At 51.6% G+C, this 17,000-nt stretch carries 12 protein-coding genes; 11 read left to right on the top strand and 1 reads right to left on the bottom strand.

Annotated elements, in window-relative coordinates:
* Positions 1-149 precede the first annotated feature (149 nt).
* From M1D61_RS15770 to zapA, 4 genes are all read left to right on the top strand, one after another.
* The gene (locus M1D61_RS15770) at positions 150-2,261 is read left to right on the top strand and encodes an ABC-F family ATP-binding cassette domain-containing protein (protein ID WP_458119609.1); all 2,112 of its coding nucleotides are present in this window, start codon (positions 150-152) and stop codon (positions 2,259-2,261) included.
* Between the two features lie 518 nt (positions 2,262-2,779).
* Positions 2,780-3,793, top strand: a complete 1,014-nt coding sequence (pheS, locus tag M1D61_RS15765; protein ID WP_458122529.1) for a phenylalanine--tRNA ligase subunit alpha — start codon at positions 2,780-2,782, stop codon at positions 3,791-3,793.
* A 189-nt stretch (positions 3,794-3,982) separates the two neighbouring features.
* Complete coding sequence (gene pheT, locus M1D61_RS15760; protein WP_458119608.1) at positions 3,983-6,424, top strand: phenylalanine--tRNA ligase subunit beta; 2,442 nt, start codon at positions 3,983-3,985, stop codon at positions 6,422-6,424.
* Between the two features lie 450 nt (positions 6,425-6,874).
* Positions 6,875-9,460 carry a cell division protein ZapA gene (gene zapA / locus M1D61_RS15755; protein WP_458119607.1) on the top strand — a complete coding sequence of 862 codons (2,586 nt, stop codon included), beginning with the start codon at positions 6,875-6,877 and terminating at the stop codon, positions 9,458-9,460.
* A gap of 131 nt (positions 9,461-9,591) precedes the next feature.
* On the opposite strand, the gene M1D61_RS15750 is transcribed toward zapA, so the two are convergent.
* Positions 9,592-10,020 carry a cytochrome C oxidase subunit II gene (locus M1D61_RS15750; RefSeq protein WP_458119606.1) on the bottom strand — a complete coding sequence of 143 codons (429 nt, stop codon included), beginning with the start codon at positions 10,018-10,020 and terminating at the stop codon, positions 9,592-9,594.
* 189 nt (positions 10,021-10,209) lie between these two features.
* Here M1D61_RS15750 and M1D61_RS15745 point away from each other — a divergent pair, with 189 nt between their 5' ends.
* From M1D61_RS15745 to M1D61_RS15715, 7 genes are all read left to right on the top strand, one after another.
* Positions 10,210-12,576, top strand: coding sequence for an endonuclease MutS2 (locus M1D61_RS15745; RefSeq protein ID WP_458119605.1), 2,367 nt, complete (start codon positions 10,210-10,212; stop codon positions 12,574-12,576).
* A 129-nt stretch (positions 12,577-12,705) separates the two neighbouring features.
* Positions 12,706-13,083 (top strand): DUF350 domain-containing protein, encoded by a 378-nt coding sequence (locus M1D61_RS15740; RefSeq protein WP_458122528.1) that lies wholly within the window; start codon positions 12,706-12,708, stop codon positions 13,081-13,083.
* 81 nt (positions 13,084-13,164) lie between these two features.
* A complete protein-coding gene (locus M1D61_RS15735; RefSeq protein ID WP_458119604.1) occupies positions 13,165-13,764 on the top strand; it encodes a hypothetical protein in 600 nt (199 codons plus the stop codon).
* Between the two features lie 388 nt (positions 13,765-14,152).
* Positions 14,153-14,653 carry an Lrp/AsnC family transcriptional regulator gene (locus M1D61_RS15730; RefSeq protein WP_458119603.1) on the top strand — a complete coding sequence of 167 codons (501 nt, stop codon included), beginning with the start codon at positions 14,153-14,155 and terminating at the stop codon, positions 14,651-14,653.
* Between the two features lie 15 nt (positions 14,654-14,668).
* Positions 14,669-15,871, top strand: a complete 1,203-nt coding sequence (locus M1D61_RS15725) for an aminotransferase class I/II-fold pyridoxal phosphate-dependent enzyme (protein ID WP_458119602.1) — start codon at positions 14,669-14,671, stop codon at positions 15,869-15,871.
* A gap of 132 nt (positions 15,872-16,003) precedes the next feature.
* A complete protein-coding gene (locus M1D61_RS15720) occupies positions 16,004-16,270 on the top strand; it encodes an aspartyl-phosphate phosphatase Spo0E family protein (RefSeq protein WP_458119601.1) in 267 nt (88 codons plus the stop codon).
* Between the two features lie 160 nt (positions 16,271-16,430).
* The gene (locus tag M1D61_RS15715) at positions 16,431-16,988 is read left to right on the top strand and encodes a hypothetical protein (protein WP_458119600.1); all 558 of its coding nucleotides are present in this window, start codon (positions 16,431-16,433) and stop codon (positions 16,986-16,988) included.
* The last annotated feature ends 12 nt before the right edge of the window (positions 16,989-17,000 follow it).

Below are 17,000 nucleotides of genomic sequence, written 5' to 3'. Positions count from 1 at the left end.
CGGGTTAACCGGGCATGAGCCGGAAATGGATCATTATAGATATGAATAACAGTACATCTTCTCCTGCATATCAACCGCGAGGCTTCTGCCGTCGCGGTTTTTTATTTGGTTCCGGATGGTTTTCCGGCATATGGAGAGGATGATGACGAATGACGACAATAGCACGCGTACGTAATCTGGCGAAGGATTGGAATGGCAAGATGATTTTTGAACAGGTGAATCTGCAGGTGGAGAGCGAGGAACGTCTCGCTCTGATCGGTCTTAACGGCAGCGGCAAGACGACACTAATTCGCATTCTGATGGGTGAAGAACATCCGACAGAGGGAACGGTGGAACGCATGCTGCCTCTGGAACACTGGGACTGGATGCGTCAGCAGGAAGATGAGGAAGACATGCAGCAGGAGCGGACCGTCTTGGAAGTGGCCCGGCAGGGCAAGCGGGAGCTGTGGTCGCTGCGTACGGTGCTGGATCACTACGAGCAGCAGCTGAATGATCCGGATATTCTGCAATTTCCCGACCGGTATAATGAAGTACTGGAGCAGTACGGCATGCGGATGGAGCAGTATGAACAGCTGCAGGGATTCCAGTGGGAAGTGGAGGTTGAGAAGCAGCTGACACAGATCGGTATCGGTAAGGAACTGTGGTTTATGCCGTACAGCAGCCTGAGCGACGGGCAGAAAACAAGGGTGCGTCTGGCGGCAGTACTGACGCGGGATACCCGGCTGCTGATCCTCGATGAGCCGACCAATCATCTGGATATCGAGACGATGGAATGGCTGGAGCAGCGTCTTCGTGAATATACCGGCGCCTTGCTGTTCGTTTCCCATGACAGGGAGTTTGTCGATCGTCTGGCAACTTCGATCTGTGAACTGACATCTGCCGGGATGACCACTTACAGAGGTGGATACCGTGAATACCGTGCACACAAGGAACAGGAGCTGCGTACCCAGGAAGCCATGTACAAAAAACAGGAACAGCAGCGCAAGGCACTCGAACAATCGATCCGCCGGTACCGTGACTGGTTCAACAAAGCCCATGATGCCGCTGGCGAACAAAGCGAGGCGAAGATTACGGCGAGCTATTACAAAGCCAAAGCCAAGAAAAACATTTCCCGTTATCATGCCAAGGAAAAGGAACTGGAACGGCTGGAAGCGGAGCGGGTGGACAAGCCTCGTGAAGGCGACCGGCTGCATTTTGAACTGGAGGCTGGTGAGTTCAAGGGTCATACATTACTGGAGTTCCATGATGTTCATTTCCGTTATTCTTTATCTGGAGAGACGGGTGGCTCTCCATCCATTTCTACTGGAGAACCTGAATTATTCGAAGAAACCAAAGCCACACAAGCCAATCCGGCAAAGGATGATCTGCCGCTGAATGTGAATTGTCATCAGGCAGCACAGCTATTTGCAGGAATTAGCTTCAGCGTGGAACGCGGTGATCGGCTCGCTGTCACCGGAGCCAATGGCACGGGCAAGACCACGCTGCTGCGGCTGATGCTGGGACAGTTGGAACCGCAGCAGGGAGAGATTCGCCGTCATCCGGCCCTGCAGATCGGCTACTTTTCGCAGGAACTGGAAGATCTGCCGCTAGAGCTGACGCTGCTGGATAGTCTGCTGCTTCTGCCCGGCATGACGCGAACAGAGGCACAGACCATTCTGGGCTGCTTTCTGTTTCGCCGGGAAGATGTACACAAGGTCATCGGCACACTGAGCATGGGCGAACAATGTCGTACCGCTTTGATCCGGCTGTATTTTGGAGGAGCTAATCTGCTGATTCTGGATGAGCCGACCAACTATCTGGATATTGCTGCCCAGGAAGTGATCGAGTCGGTACTTCAGAGCTACAGCGGTACGATTGTACTGGTCTCTCATGACCGTATGCTCGTTCGCAAGTTGGCGAGCCGCCTGCTCCTATTGGATGGAAAAGGGCAAGGCACTCTTTTTCAGGGCAATATGGAGGAGTATGAACAGTCGATCCTGAGCAGACAGCAGGAGCATCATTCCGGCAGCAAGGAGGCCAATGATGAGCGTCTGCTGCTGGAGTTCAAGCTGGCGCAGTTAATCGCTTCGGCAGAACAGGATCATCCGGCGTCAGCGTCTGCGGACAGAGTCTCTACTATACAGTCTGGACCGGAATTGGACATCGTCGCAGCAGATCCATCTGCTGCAGCGCCACAGCGTTCTTCCTCCCCGGAAACAATCACGCCGCTGGAGCAGGAAATCAAGCAGCTTCGCCGTGAACTGGAACGCTTTAACCGTTGACGGGAGAGAGTGAAGTTTGTACAATAATGAGTATCTATTAGCATCTGTACATGTACATGCATGCAACAATGACATCTGCAACGATGGAGACCAGTAGACAGTACTGCCCTACAGGGAGAAAATGCCATGGATTGAGAGCATTTTCCGGGAACAAGGCTGTTGAAATTCACTCCGGAGCAGCTTCCTGAACCGTCTGCCGGTGAACACGATCTCTTTGTCGACTGACAGAGCATATCTCGTGATCATAAGCACAAGGCATAGTAGGGACAGCCGGCCTAACGATCCGTTATCATCGTTTTGAGCGAGAAATGGTAATGATGCCACAGGGGCACAGGAGCAAGCTGACGGTTATTGATGTTCAGCTGTATTCCCGTCTGCTGGCTGCATTATGTATTTCTAACAAGGGTGGTACCACGGTCTTTTCGTCCCTTACGGGAGAGAAGGCCTTTTTTTGTTGGTTACAGAGCAAAAGATGGATACAACGAAAGGGGAAAATGGCAATGAGCGAAACGGTTCAAATGAAAGAGCATTTGCTTGCTTTGCAGAAGGAAGCGCTGGAGGTGCTGGAGCAGGTATCCACACCCAAGGAGCTGGACGAGCTGCGCGTCAAATATTCCGGTAAAAAGGGAGCACTGACCGAGATTTTGCGCGGTATGGGTAAACTGAGTGCGGAAGAGCGTCCGGTTGTCGGACAAATCGCCAACGAAGTACGCGAATCCATTGAGGAAGTGATCAGCCGCAAACAGGCGGAATTTGTCAGAGCAGAGACCAATCAGCGCCTGCAGGCAGAAAAGGTGGACGTTACCCTGCCGGGTCGTCCAATGACACAGGGAAGCATCCATCCGCTGAACAAGGTCATTGAAGAGCTGGAAGATATCTTTATCGGCATGGGCTATCGTGTAGCCGAAGGTCCGCAGGTCGAGACGGATTATTATAACTTTGAAGCATTGAACCTGCCGCAGAACCATCCGGCACGTGATATGCAGGATTCCTTTTATCTGACGGAAGATCTGCTGATGCGTACACAAACTTCACCGATCCAGATCCGCGCCATGGAAGCCGCCAAAGGCCAGGCGCCGCTGAAAGTGATCTGCCCGGGTGCCGTATATCGCCGCGATGATGACGATGCTACGCATTCCTTCCAGTTCCACCAGATCGAAGGACTGGTGATTGATAAAGGTATTCGTATGAGTGACCTCAAGGGAACACTGCTGCAATTCGCCCGCGAGATGTTCGGCGAGCAGACTGAGATTCGCCTGCGTCCAAGCTTCTTCCCATTCACGGAGCCGAGCGTCGAGGTCGATGTAACCTTTACCAAAAAGAATGGCGAACGTATCTGGATTGAGATTCTGGGCTGCGGTATGGTCCATCCGAAAGTACTGGAAATGGGCGGATTTGACCCGGAAGTATACAGTGGATTTGCTTTTGGTATGGGCGTAGAGCGTATCGCTATCCTGAAATACGGTATCGATGATATCCGTCATTTCTACAGCAATGATATGCGTTTCCTGAGCCAGTTCTCCCATCTGTAAGCCTGAAGGTTGAAAGTGCCTGAACAGCAGAGCAGCCGAGTATAATTGCATCGGAGCGCACAATGATTCCATGGATCATGGAAAATTCATGGATGCTGCAAAAAACAGCATGGCGTCGCTAAAAGAATATCAAGCAGCAAACGAATACACATGAAACAAAGCATATAATGTTAAAGGAGTGGACGGACTGTGAAAGTATCAACACAATGGCTGTCTCAGTATGTGTCTCTGGAAGGAGTACACGCAGAGGACCTCGCTGAGCAAATTACCCGTGCCGGGATCGAGATCGACAGTGTGGAACAGCGTAATCAGGGAATTACCGGCGTCGTAGTCGGTTATGTGAAAAGCAAGGAAAAACACCCGGATGCGGATAAACTGAATGTATGTATCGTGGATGCCGGACAGGAAGAAGATCTGCAAATCGTCTGCGGCGCCAAAAACGTCGATGCCGGACAAAAAGTACCTGTAGCGCTGATCGGCGCGAAGCTGCCGGGCGATTTTCATATCAAAAAAGCCAAGCTGCGCGGCGTGCTCTCCCAGGGCATGATCTGTTCTGCTAAAGAACTGGGCATTAACGACAAGCTGCTGCCCAAGGAACAGCAGGAGGGCATTCTCGTACTGCCGGAACAGGCCGAAATCGGTACTCCGGTGGTCGAACTGCTCGGACTGAATGATGAAGTATTGGACTTTGACCTGACACCGAACCGTTCGGACTGTCTGAGCATGATCGGTGCCGCTTATGAAGTGGGAGCAATTCTCGGACGCGAAGTGAAATTGCCCGAAGTCAATAATGTTGAAGGCGGCGACGCAGCTAGTGGTCATATCTCCGTAAGTATCGAAGCCCAGCAGGGATGCAGTCATTTCTCGGCGCGTTATATTAGCGGTATTCAGGTAGCTCCATCTCCGCTGTGGATGCAAAATCGCCTGATCGCTGCCGGTGTTCGCCCGATTAATAACGTGGTCGATATTACCAACTTTGTCATGCTGGAATACGGTCAGCCGCTGCATGCCTACGATGCGGATACATTGAGCGGCGGCGCGATTGAAGTGCGCATGGGTCGTGAAGGCGAAGTGCTCAAGACGCTGGACGACCAGGAGCGTAAGCTGGATGAGCGCATGCTCGTTATCGCAAGCGGCGGCAAAGCGGTAGGCCTGGCTGGCGTAATGGGTGGAGCGGATACCGAAGTTACACCGGGTACTGTGAATATCCTGCTGGAATCGGCCCGCTTCGATGGTGGTACGGTGCGCAAGACTTCCCGTCGTCTGGGACTGCGTTCTGAAGCAAGTCTTCGTTTTGAGAAAGAAGTGGACCCTGCTGCGGTCGTTCCTGCATTGAACCGTGCAGCTGAATTGATCGCCCGTTATGCGCATGGCATGATCCACGAAGGTGTGGTAGAGCAGGTCGTGAAGCAGCCGGAAGAAAAAACGCTGATTCTGTCCCTGAGTAAGGTCAACCGTTACCTCGGTACCGAGCTGTCCATGCTGGAAGTGAAAACGATCTTTGGCCGTCTGCATTTCGCTTGTGGCGATTATGCCCAGGATCAGCTGGAAATCCGTATTCCGACACGCCGCGGCGATATTGAGCGCGATGTGGATCTGATTGAGGAAGTGGCTCGTCTGTACGGCTATGACAATATCCCGACGACAGCGATCGAAGGTGCCACTACACCGGGGGCATTGACCCATCCGCAGCGTCTGCGCCGTACGATTCGCCGTCTGCTCGTGCATGGTGGCTATAATGAAGTGATCAGCTATTCCTTTACCCATCCGGACAAAAATAAGTTGTTCCCTCAGCTGCGTGGCAGCAACCACGATGTAGCGCTGGCGATGCCGATGAGCGAGGAACGCAGCGTACTTCGTACCGGACTCGTATCCAATATGCTGGAGATTGCTTCGTATAACCGCAACCGCAAGCAGGAGAATCTGGCACTGTTCGAACTCGGAATGGCCTTCTTCAGTGATGAAGAGAAGCTGACCCGCCAGCCGCAGGAAGTTCCGCTGCTCGGACTGCTGCTGACCGGACGCCGCCAGCAGGCACAATGGAATACGGCCAATGACCGCGTCGATTTCTTTGATATCAAAGGGGCACTGGATGGACTGTTTGGCTATCTCGGTCTGCAGGCATCCGTCTCCTATCGCGCCGACCAGCCGGAAGGTTATCATCCGGGACGCTCTGCATCCGTCTATCTGCATACCGGCACACAGGAGCTGCGCATCGGAACGATCGGTCAGATTCATCCGGATATCCAGCGTGAAGCGGATCTGGAAGATACCTATGTGGCTGAGATCGAACTGGCAACGCTGTATGACCAGGTGAGTGAGCAGATTACGTACAGTGAACTGCCTCGTTACCCTTCCGTACAGCGTGATATCGCTGTCGTCGTGAACGATGAAGTTCCAGCCGGTGATCTGCTGAATACGATTCGCGAGACAGCCGGCGAACTGCTGGAATCGGTACAGGTATTCGATGTCTTTAAAGGCGAGCGTCTTGGTGAAGGCAAGAAGAGTGTCGCGATTGCACTGGTCTATCGTCACCAGGAGCACACACTGACCGATGAGGAAGTCACCGGTGTTCATGAGCAGGTAATTGCCCGTCTGGCTGAAAAGTTCGAAGCGGAACTTCGCAAATAAGCGGATTCTTCAATAATTGATTTGTAAAATAAAGAATCATTCTTATTGTAGGGCAGCAGGAATAATGGAAAGCCACATCGAATTACAGTCGATGTGGCTTTTTTGTCCATACACCTCTAGAATATACACAGGAGCATTTTGCAAATTCATAGATACTGCTTGTACTCACCGTGCTGCACAGCTAAAATGGATGTGCGCAGTTCATGACAGGCAATGGCTGAATCTGTTCTGCCGCACCGTCCCATTCCCGGCAGGAGGACGCAGGCTGAGTATACAGCTGCAAAATGTTGACGAGAATGCTCCAGTATCGTCAGCCTTTTTGTGCTTATACCGAATATGATGATGAATACATGCAATATATTTTGGTGATAAAATTGGCGTAAATACGTTAAAATAAACGATAATCAACGTGGACGATGAACCGTCCGGCAAGCAAAGGAGGGCACGACTGTGACAACAAACGACCGAATCCGAGTCACCGTTAACATTTATGGGACTTCATATAAATTAGTTGGCAGCAGTGCCGACTACATGAAATCAGTGGCTCAGTATGTGGATGAGCACATGCACAGCATATCCAAGGCGCACAGCCATCTCGATACGACCAAACTGGCGATCCTGTCAGCCGTACATATGGCAGAGGAAGCGATCCAGTCCACAACCGACCGTGCCAAACTGGATACGGCGATTGCGGAGCAGCAGCGTCTGGCCCATGAGGTGGAGCGTCTGCAGGCTGTCCAGCAGCAGCAGGAGGAGATGATCCGCCAGCTGCAGGAAGAAGCCAGCCAGCAGCAGACCGAGCGTGAGCAGCTGACTACCAGTCTAACGACAGCCGAAAAGGAATTATCGAAGGTCCGTGAGCAGCTAAGCGGCATGCAGCAGCAGAACAAGCAGCTGGATGAACAGAATAAGAAGTATCAGCAATCCGGCCAGGAGCTGCGTCAGCAGCTGGAACAGGCGCAAAAAGCTGCGCAGACCGCCGAAGATCAGTACCGTATGATAGAGAAAACCATGCAGGACAAAGTGGAAGAATTGCAAATCGAGATCATGCAGCTGGCCGAAAACGAAGAACAGCTTCGGCTGCGCAGTGGAGAGCTTGAAGAGCAGCTGTTCACGCTGCAGCAGGAACATGATCAGGCGCAGCAGCACAAAATTGCACTGGAGGAAGATAACGACTTTTTACATGCCCAGCTGGAGGAAGTACGCTCCAAACACAGCCAAATGGAAAAAGGAATAGTCGAAGTCCGCGAAGAATCCGAGACCTGGCGTGAACTGTCCCAGCAGCAGGAGGGCGAGCTGAACCTGGTTCGCAGCGAATATGAAGCGCTCCAGCAGCAGCAGGAGGAAGCGGCAAGGCAGCTGACCGAGCTAAACGGACAGCTGGATACCGCACGGGCAGAAGCCGGACAGGTGAAGTCCGAGATCTACTCCTGGCAGCAGCGCTATCAGGAGCTGGAACAGAGCGCCGAACAGATTCGTACCGAATTATCCGGCCAGTACGAGGATCAGCTGGGCGAGCTGCGTATGCAGCTTACCGAAGCCGAGCAGCGCCGTCAGGAACTGGACGATCAGCTAGCAGCTTATATGCAGCAGTTGGAAGAAGCACGCGCTTCACTGACAGAGGCACAGGAAGAAGTATCCACCTGGGAGCAGATGTCCGGTCAGCATGAGCAGGAGATGCAGCAGCTCCAGATAGAGCTGTCTTCTCTTCGCCAGCAGTATGAGGAGCTTCAGGATCAGTTAAATGCACGTGAGCAGCAGCTTCAGCAGCTGAACCTGACCACGGCGGAAGTGCGGGAAGAAGCAGCAGTATGGCAGCGCCTGTCCGAGCAGCATGAGGATCAGTTGACCCAGCTGAAATTGGAACTGGAACTGGCACAGCAGCAGCGGGATGAACAGATCAGCCAGCTGGAGGACCAGCTGGAACAGCTGACATTGCAGCGGGATGACCTTGCCGGACAGATCGAACTGCTGCATCTGCAGGTCGAAGAATTGACCACGTCTGCGACCCAATCGCATGAAGAAGCGGATCAATGGCAGCAGAGCTCGGTGCAGCTGGAAGCGCAGGTCAACCAACTGACCGAACAGGAACAGCAGCTTCAGCAGCAGTTCACCGCTGCAGGAGAGCAGATTCGCGCGTTGGAGGACCAACTGTCCGGATTACAAGCCGAATCGGCACAGTATCAGGAAGAGATGAATACATGGCGCGAACTGTCCACCCGGCAGGAAGAGGAAGTTCGCCATTATCAACGTGAGCTGTCCATGCAGCAGCAGCGGCATACGACATTGTCCGGTCAAATGGCCGAGCAGGAACAGCAGTTGGATCAGCTGCGTCAGGAAACTGCAGATCAGCTGGCGGCCGCACGCCAGGAGAATGAACAGTACAAGCAGGAGCTGGAGACCTGGCGCGAACTGTCCGGACAGCAGGAGCAGCAGACCAAGCAGGTACAATCCGAGCTGGAACAAAGCCGTCAGCAGTCCGAAGAGCATATTGCGGTACTGAATGAACGAATTGCCCGGCTGCAGCAGGACTATCAGCAGCAGGCAGCCCTGCTGGATGAGACCCAGCAGGATGTGGATAGCTGGAACCAGCGATATGCACGTCTGGAAGAAGATTACCGTGCAGCTGTGTTAAATGAGCAGGGCTATATGGAAGAAATCGGACGTCTGGAGCAGCAGAGCCAGCAGCTGCGCATCCAACTGCAGGAATGGCAGTCACGCATGGAGCAGATGGCCGAGCAGCAGCGTCAGCAGGAACAGCAGCTGCATGAATTGGAAGCCAGTGAACAGAGATGGCGCGTCGAGTATGAACAGCTGCAGACCTCCCAGGAGCAGAAGAGTCAGGAGACGCAGGAAATGATGGATCAGTATGAAATAATGACCCATCAGCTGCGGTTGATTCATGTGGAGCGGGATGCCCAGCTGGAAGAGAAGGAGCGGATTCGGCGCGAACTGGATGCCCTGCGCGAGCAGCATCTGCAGCTTCAAGTTGAACATAATGAATGGCTGGAACTGATCGAACAGGATCATAACTAGGATCAGAACGAGCAGCAAAATAAAACCCCTTACCTGATTACCGGTCACAATTGGAATTGTGCTGGGTCAGACAAGGGGTTTTGGTGTATTCTCATCGTATGCGTAGTATCAGAACAATCACTGGCTTTCAATCAGGCTTCGTCCACAATCAGCTTGGCTACCATGCTGCTGTGACCGGAACCGCACATGATGGAGCAGGCCATATCAAATGTGCCGGCTTCCTGTGGAGTTACCGTAATAGAAGAGTCACGGGCATTAAGGTTCACATTCAGTGCAGGAATCATCAGACCGTGATTTCCCTGTACATTATCAAATACGATCGTAACCGGTTCACCTTTTTTGACATGGTATTCCGGCTGGTCAAACTGATAGTTGGTCGCTTTGACGACCAGCTGTGTGCCCTGGGCAGAACCGGATGTATTATCGGATGTAGCAACTCCTGTATCAGTAACACCGCTTTGCTGGTGGTTCGCATGTTCGGATGTCTCGCTTTGGCTGCCGCAGGCAGAGGTTAGCAGCATCATCGCGATGGTCATACTGGCAACGATGTATTTTTTCATAAATAATCCCTCCTCATCCTTTCTATCATAGCGCATTCTTCCATGATTTGTCATGCGATGATTTTGTGAAAATTCAGTCGCGGTGTATAATAGAATGGAAGCGGATTTTTCAGCAGAGGGCTGAAAATAGCGCTTTGAGGAAGAAGATCGATAGACCGATTATGTTTGTTATAGAGGAGTGTCACCACGTTGAATAATAAAATATTCCATACGATGCAGTATGGTCAAGTTTTAGATATGCTGGCCGGTTATGCGGCTACTTCCATCGGCAAGCAGACCGCTCTGTCGCTGGAGCCGGATACCGACCTGGAGTACGTCAAAAAGCTGCTTCAGGCTACCGATGAAGCGGCCACCGTTGATCGGCTCAAAGGAACACCGCCTTTTGGCGGAATTGTAGATATACGTCCGGCAGTCAGCCGTGCCCGGATCGCGGGAACATTAAGCCCGTCCGAGCTGCTCGGCATTGCCAATACGATCATGGGCGGGCGCCGCGCTGCCCGTCATGTGGAAAGTGTCCATGAAGAGAACCCGGTGCCATGGCTGGCAGATCTGATTGAACTGTTATCCGATCAGCGCCCGCTGGAAAAAGCCATTCGTGCCTGTATCGACGACTCGGCTCATGTTATGGATTCAGCGAGTAGCGAGTTGGCGGCGATCCGTCGTGAACTTCGTTCCGGCGAAGTCCGTATCCGGGAGAAACTCGATGGCATGATCCGCTCCCAGACGGTAGCCAAGATGCTGCAGGATCAGCTCGTGACGATCCGTGGCGACCGATTCGTGATTCCCGTCAAAGCCGAGTATCGTTCTTACTTTGGCGGTATCGTACATGACCAATCCGGTTCAGGAGCGACCCTGTTTATTGAGCCCGAAGCAATCGTGGCGATGAACAACAAGCTGCGTGAAGCCCGTCTGCGGGAAGAGCGCGAGATTGAAGTCATTTTGCAGAAGCTTACCGCGCAGGTCGCAGATCAGGCCGAGCTGCTGGGCTATGATGTCGAGACGCTCGCCCAGCTGGATTTTGTTTTTGCCAAAGCAAGACTGGCTCATGCCATGAAATCCAGCCGTCCGATCATGAACGATCGCGGCTTCCTCAAACTGAAAAAGGCGCGCCATCCGCTCATTCCGATCGAGTATGTGGTACCGACTGATCTCGAGCTGGGCAACACCTATTCGAGCATCATCGTTACCGGTCCCAATACCGGCGGTAAGACAGTTACCCTCAAAACGGTAGGCCTGCTCAGCCTGATGGCCATGTCCGGTCTGTTCATCCCTGCGGATGAAGGCAGCCAGCTCTGCGTATTCGATGCGATCTATGCGGACATTGGAGACGAGCAGAGTATTGAGCAGAACCTCAGTACTTTTTCCAGCCATATGACGAATATTATCTCCATCCTGAAGCAAATGACACCGAAAAGTCTGGTGCTGTTCGATGAGCTGGGGGCAGGTACAGACCCGGCAGAGGGGTCTGCACTGGCTATCGCTATTCTGGAGCGTATTCATGCCCAGGGCTGCCGGATGATAGCGACTACGCATTACAGCGAACTCAAGGCCTATGCCTATGATCGCAAAGGTGTCATCAATGCGAGCATGGAATTTGACGTGAATACACTGAGTCCGACTTACCGGCTGCTGATTGGTGTACCGGGACGCAGTAATGCGTTTGCGATTGCCGAGCGTCTGGGACTGCCGGGAGCGATACTCGAGCGTGCCCGCGGTGAAGTCGGAGAAGAAGACCAGCGTGTCGAGCAGATGATCGCTTCCCTCGAAACGAATCGTTTGAGCGCGGAAGCGGACCGCAACGAAGCCGCCAAGCTGCGTCAGCAGATGGAGGAGCTGCGCACACGTTATGAACGCGATCTTGCCCGTCTGGAAGAACAGCGTGACAAGCGTCTCGACAAGGCCGAAGAAGAAGCCCGCCAGATTCTGGCCAAAGCGCGTGCCGAAGCGGATGAAGTGATCAGCTCGCTGCGCAAAATGGCGCAGGAAGAAGGCGCGTCGGTCAAGGAACACCGCCTGATTGCTGCGCGCAGACAGCTCGATGAAGCTGCCCCTGCCCAGCGGATCAAGAAGAAGAGCGCCGCCAAGCCTGATAAGAAAAACAAACCGATCGGTCCGGGTGATGAAGTCATGGTACACAGCTTCAATCAGCGTGGACATGTGGTGGAGCTGTCCGGTTCCAAGGAAGCAACCGTGCAGATGGGCATTATGAAAATGAAGGTGGCGCTGAGCGATCTGGAACTGATCGAATCTGCCAAGCCTGCCGCTCCTCAGCGCAAACAGGTAACTACGGTACAGCGCTCGCGGGATGACAATACACGTTCCGAACTGGATCTGCGCGGTGCCAATGTGGAAGAGGCACTGATCGATGTGGACCGCTTCCTGGATGAAGCATTTCTCGCCAATCTGGGTCAGGTATACATTATTCACGGAAAAGGAACAGGTGTGCTGCGCACTGGGATTCAGGATTACCTGCGTCGTCACAAGCATGTCAAAAGCTTCCGTACCGGTAACTATGGCGAAGGTGGCACTGGTGTCACTGTCGCTGAATTGAAATGATCCGGTCTGAAACCATTATAGATCTCGCACGTATTGACTACGATGATTTGTGGATGATTTCATAACCGGAAGGAGTTACGAAGTGACGTGAAGGATTATATTGATCCCCTGCTGGCACATCCGGTCGGAATGATGATAGGTTATTTTTCTGTCGCCGTGCTGCAGCTAATTGTATTTTTGTGGTGCTTTGAATTAGTGACCCGATATAAATGCTGGGATGAGATCAAGCGCGGCAACATGGCCGCAGCGATGGCAACCGGTGGTAAAATATTCGGTATTTGCAATATTATGCGATTCTCGATAGAAGCGCACAGTACGGTGTACGAAAGCCTGGGATGGTCATTGATCGGTTTCATGCTGCTGCTGGCAGCGTACTTCTTGTTCGAGTTTTTGACACCGGTATTTAATATTGACCGGGAAATTGCCTCTGATAACCGGGCTATTGGTTTTATTTCCATGGTCATCTCGATTTCGTTATCGTATGTTATTGGAGCGGCAATTTTATAATGAATATGGAAATGAACAGGACAGCAGGTACATCCTCTGTTCGAAATGATAACCAAATGCATAGATGAGGGGAATAAAATAATGGATACAACAGTATGCCCATGGTGTCACAGCGAGATCGTATGGGACCCGGAATTCGGACCGGAAGAGTCCTGCCCCCATTGCGGTAATGAATTGAACGGTTACCGCACGCTGAATATTGACCTGGACGAAGGCGAAGAAGAGGAACAACAATACGAAGCAGCTGTTCGTGCAGCCCAGCAAGAGCAGAAGCCCGAGCGCGAAAGTTCTATCGCTTCCCGGGCGACTACCCTGCTGGATGAAGCGGAGCTGTTCCACCAGCCGAATCTCTCTTCCCTGAAAACGATTGAAAAGTACGGAGACGAGAACTTCAACATGGTCGATTACGAAGAAAATGTCGAGCGGCTGCTGGACAAGCAGGAAGAGATTCCGCAATGTCCGCATTGTCAGGAATACATGCTGCTAGCAGGTACGCAGGAGCACGGAGCGAGCGGATTTGTACCCAATCAGTCAGCCGGCAAGGAACTGGCTTTCCTGCAGGCTCCATTCAAGGTAAATATGTACGTATGCCCGAGCTGCTTCCACGTGCATCAGAGTCTGGGCGAAGAAGAGCGTCTGCGCATGATTGACCATCTGACTCGTCACCAGGACAACAAGTAATCATTTATATTGGCAAAAGTATGAATTAGCCAAAAGGTGCCTGCGGCAGCTGATCAGAAGAGATCGGTTGGCCGCAGGCGCCTTTTTATTATAGGTGCAAACAGACCCGTATATCGGTTGATGAAAAGGGTGAAGATCTGGAAGTATGGGTCAGGCTGAAAAGCCCCGGCTCTGGCTGGTGAATACCGACAAGCTCACCAGCTAGCAGCATCGCAGCAATCGTGCTATAGATGGTAGAGCCTCCACAAGTAACAAGGAAGCATCTGGACTCTTTTTACAACATGTAGCTGGCAATATACAGAAACGGCAGCCGGGCTAGGGGGTTGCAGAAGTATACGTTTCGTGTAATATTTAATATTAATCTTTCGCACTTGGAGGCCATACATTTATGAAGGAACTGAGCGAGCTTAAGCTGCAGGTACTTGATCTGTTAAAAGAAGATGCACGGCGCACACCACAGCTGATTTCGACGCTGCTGGGTGTAGAGGAAACCGAGATTAAAAAGGCAATTCAAGAATTGGAAGATGACCATGTTATCGTCAAGTATGCCACTGTCGTCAACTGGAGCAAAGTCGATGAAGAGACCGTTACCGCACTGATCGAAGTACAGATCACACCGGAGCGCGGCCGCGGATTCGAAGGAATTGCAGAGCGTATCTATCTGTATCCGCAGGTAAAATCCGTCTACCTGATGTCCGGTGCCTATGACCTGCTGGTCGAAGTGGAAGGCCAGAACCTCAAAGAGGTTGCCAGCTTTGTATCCGAACGTCTGTCTCCCATTGAGTCCGTACTGTCAACAAAAACCCATTTTATTCTTAAAAAATACAAACAGGATGGCATTATTTTCGAAGAGAATGAAGATGACCAGCGCCTGATTATTTCCCCGTAAAGGAAGAGGACTACTATGATTGTCAACCGTGAACAGCCAGCCGGAGAGCCCAGGTCGATGGATTCGTATCTGTCACCGCTTGTACGTGAAATAAAGCCTTCCGGTATCCGTAAGTTTTTTGATCTGGTAAGTGCCAGCAAGGATATTATCACTCTTGGCGTCGGGGAGCCGGATTTTACCACACCATGGCATGTACGCGAAGCCTGTGTCTATTCACTGGAGCGTGGATATACACGCTATACGTCCAATGCGGGTATGCCGGAGCTGCGTGAAGCGATTGCCGGTTATCTGGAAAATGAATTCAAAACCTCCTACGATCCGAAGGACGAGGTACTTGTCACCGTCGGCGGCAGTGAAGCGATTGATCTGGCTTTACGTGCTCTGATCGCACCGGGAGATGAGATTCTGATTCCGGAACCGTGTTACATCTCCTATTCACCGATCACAGCGATCGGGGGCGGTGTGCCGGTAGGTATCGAGACCTTTGCCAGTGACAACTTCAAGCTGACTGCCGAAGCATTGGAGAAAAGTATCACACCGCGTTCCAAAATTCTGATTCTCTGTTACCCGAGCAATCCGACAGGCGCGATCATGACGTATGAAGACTGGCTGCCGATTGCCAAAGTGGTGGAAAAGCATGATCTGATTGTCATTTCTGATGAGATCTATGCGGAACTGACCTATGGTACCAAGCATGTTAGCTTTGCTTCTATTCCGGGGATGAAAGACCGCACCATTCTGGTGAGCGGCTTCTCCAAAGCGTTTGCCATGACCGGATGGCGCATGGGATATGCCTGCGGACATCAGGATCTGATCTCGGCCATGCTCAAAATTCATCAGTATACCGTCATGTGTGCACCGGTGATGGGTCAGGTCGCTGCACTCGAAGCGCTGACGAACGGACTCGGTGAAAAGGATAAAATGGTGGAATCGTATAACCGGCGCAGACGCCTGATTGTTGAGGGATTTCGTCAGATCGGTCTGGAATGCCATGAGCCGCAGGGAGCCTTTTACGCATTCCCGAGTATTCAATCCACCGGACTTACTTCAGAGGAGTTTGCCCAGCAGCTTCTGGTGGAAGGCCGCGTAGCAGCCGTACCCGGCACTGTATTCGGGCTTGGCGGCGAAGGTTTTATTCGCTGCTCTTATGCGACCTCTGTTGCCCAGCTGAGTGAGGCACTGGAGCGGATCGGTTCCTTTGTTGCCAAGATTAAATAATTTCCATTAATGTAAAATGTCACAAAAAAATATTATTATATCCTTTAGAACAAATTTCTGCTTTCATTTCAGATCACCTATGCTATAATAGGTCTTCGGAAGCAGGAATTTTTTTTAAAAGGAGGTAATTATTTGTATTGTACGGAATATCCGGGTCCGATCTACCGCGGGCTGATGCTCTCGGAAAATCAAGCATCCTGGCCGCAACAGCCGGAGTCAATCAGAGCCAGACAATTACTTTCCCTGGAAAATGAGATTCGTGTACTCCGCAGCCGGATGGAGCAATTATTCATCGAACAGCAGTCTTTCATCGCAGATGATGTACTGGAAGTCAGTATGATGCTGGATCTCAAAATCAACGAATATATGCGACTTACCAATAAGAAACCCCCATTATAGAATCATGTAGAAAGCATAGAAATGGTATAGACCTGGTCATTGCTGATACATACGCAATTATATTCGAACATATGCCGAAGATCCTGATGCAGGGTCTTCTTTTTTTACGCCGGAAAGCTATGGTATGATGAATTGTAGCTAAGTTGAAGGGGGAACACCCGTGAAGGCATGGACAAAAGGAATCACACTGGCAATCTGTCTGCTTATAGTCGGTCTGCTGACTGGCTGTGGAGGCAATCAGCAAAAAGATCCGAATCAGGTTAAAGTGTTCATTATGGGAACAGAAGGATTTCCCCAGGAAATGGCCCAACAGATTCAGCAGAAAATCCAGGAGAAGCTGGGCAGCAGCCTGACGGTAACGGTGAGCACGACGCCGGTCTATTCACCGGAGAAGCTGGTACTGGAATATGTGGACCATATGGATGATATTATTATCCTGCCGGAAAACGATATGAAATCATACGCGGTGAGTGGAGGGCATTTGATACTGGATCAGGATTTTGATGCCAAAACCTATGCCAAGGGAGTCACCAAAGGGGCTGCCAATGAAGAAGACACCGATCCAGCCAAGCAAAAAGAGCATCTGTTTGCCATTCCGGTGAATCAGATGGCGGTATTCAAGGAGATCGGTTATACCAAAGATGATCTGTATGCGACAATACCGCTTTTTGCCAATCATGACAATGCAGTCAAAGTACTGAAGGCAATGATTGAATAAGAATAATGATGA

The organism is Paenibacillus sp. Z6-24 (assembly GCF_054161335.1).
Note: the sequence above shows the minus strand (reverse complement) of the source record. Positions and strands in the feature narration are given on the sequence as shown.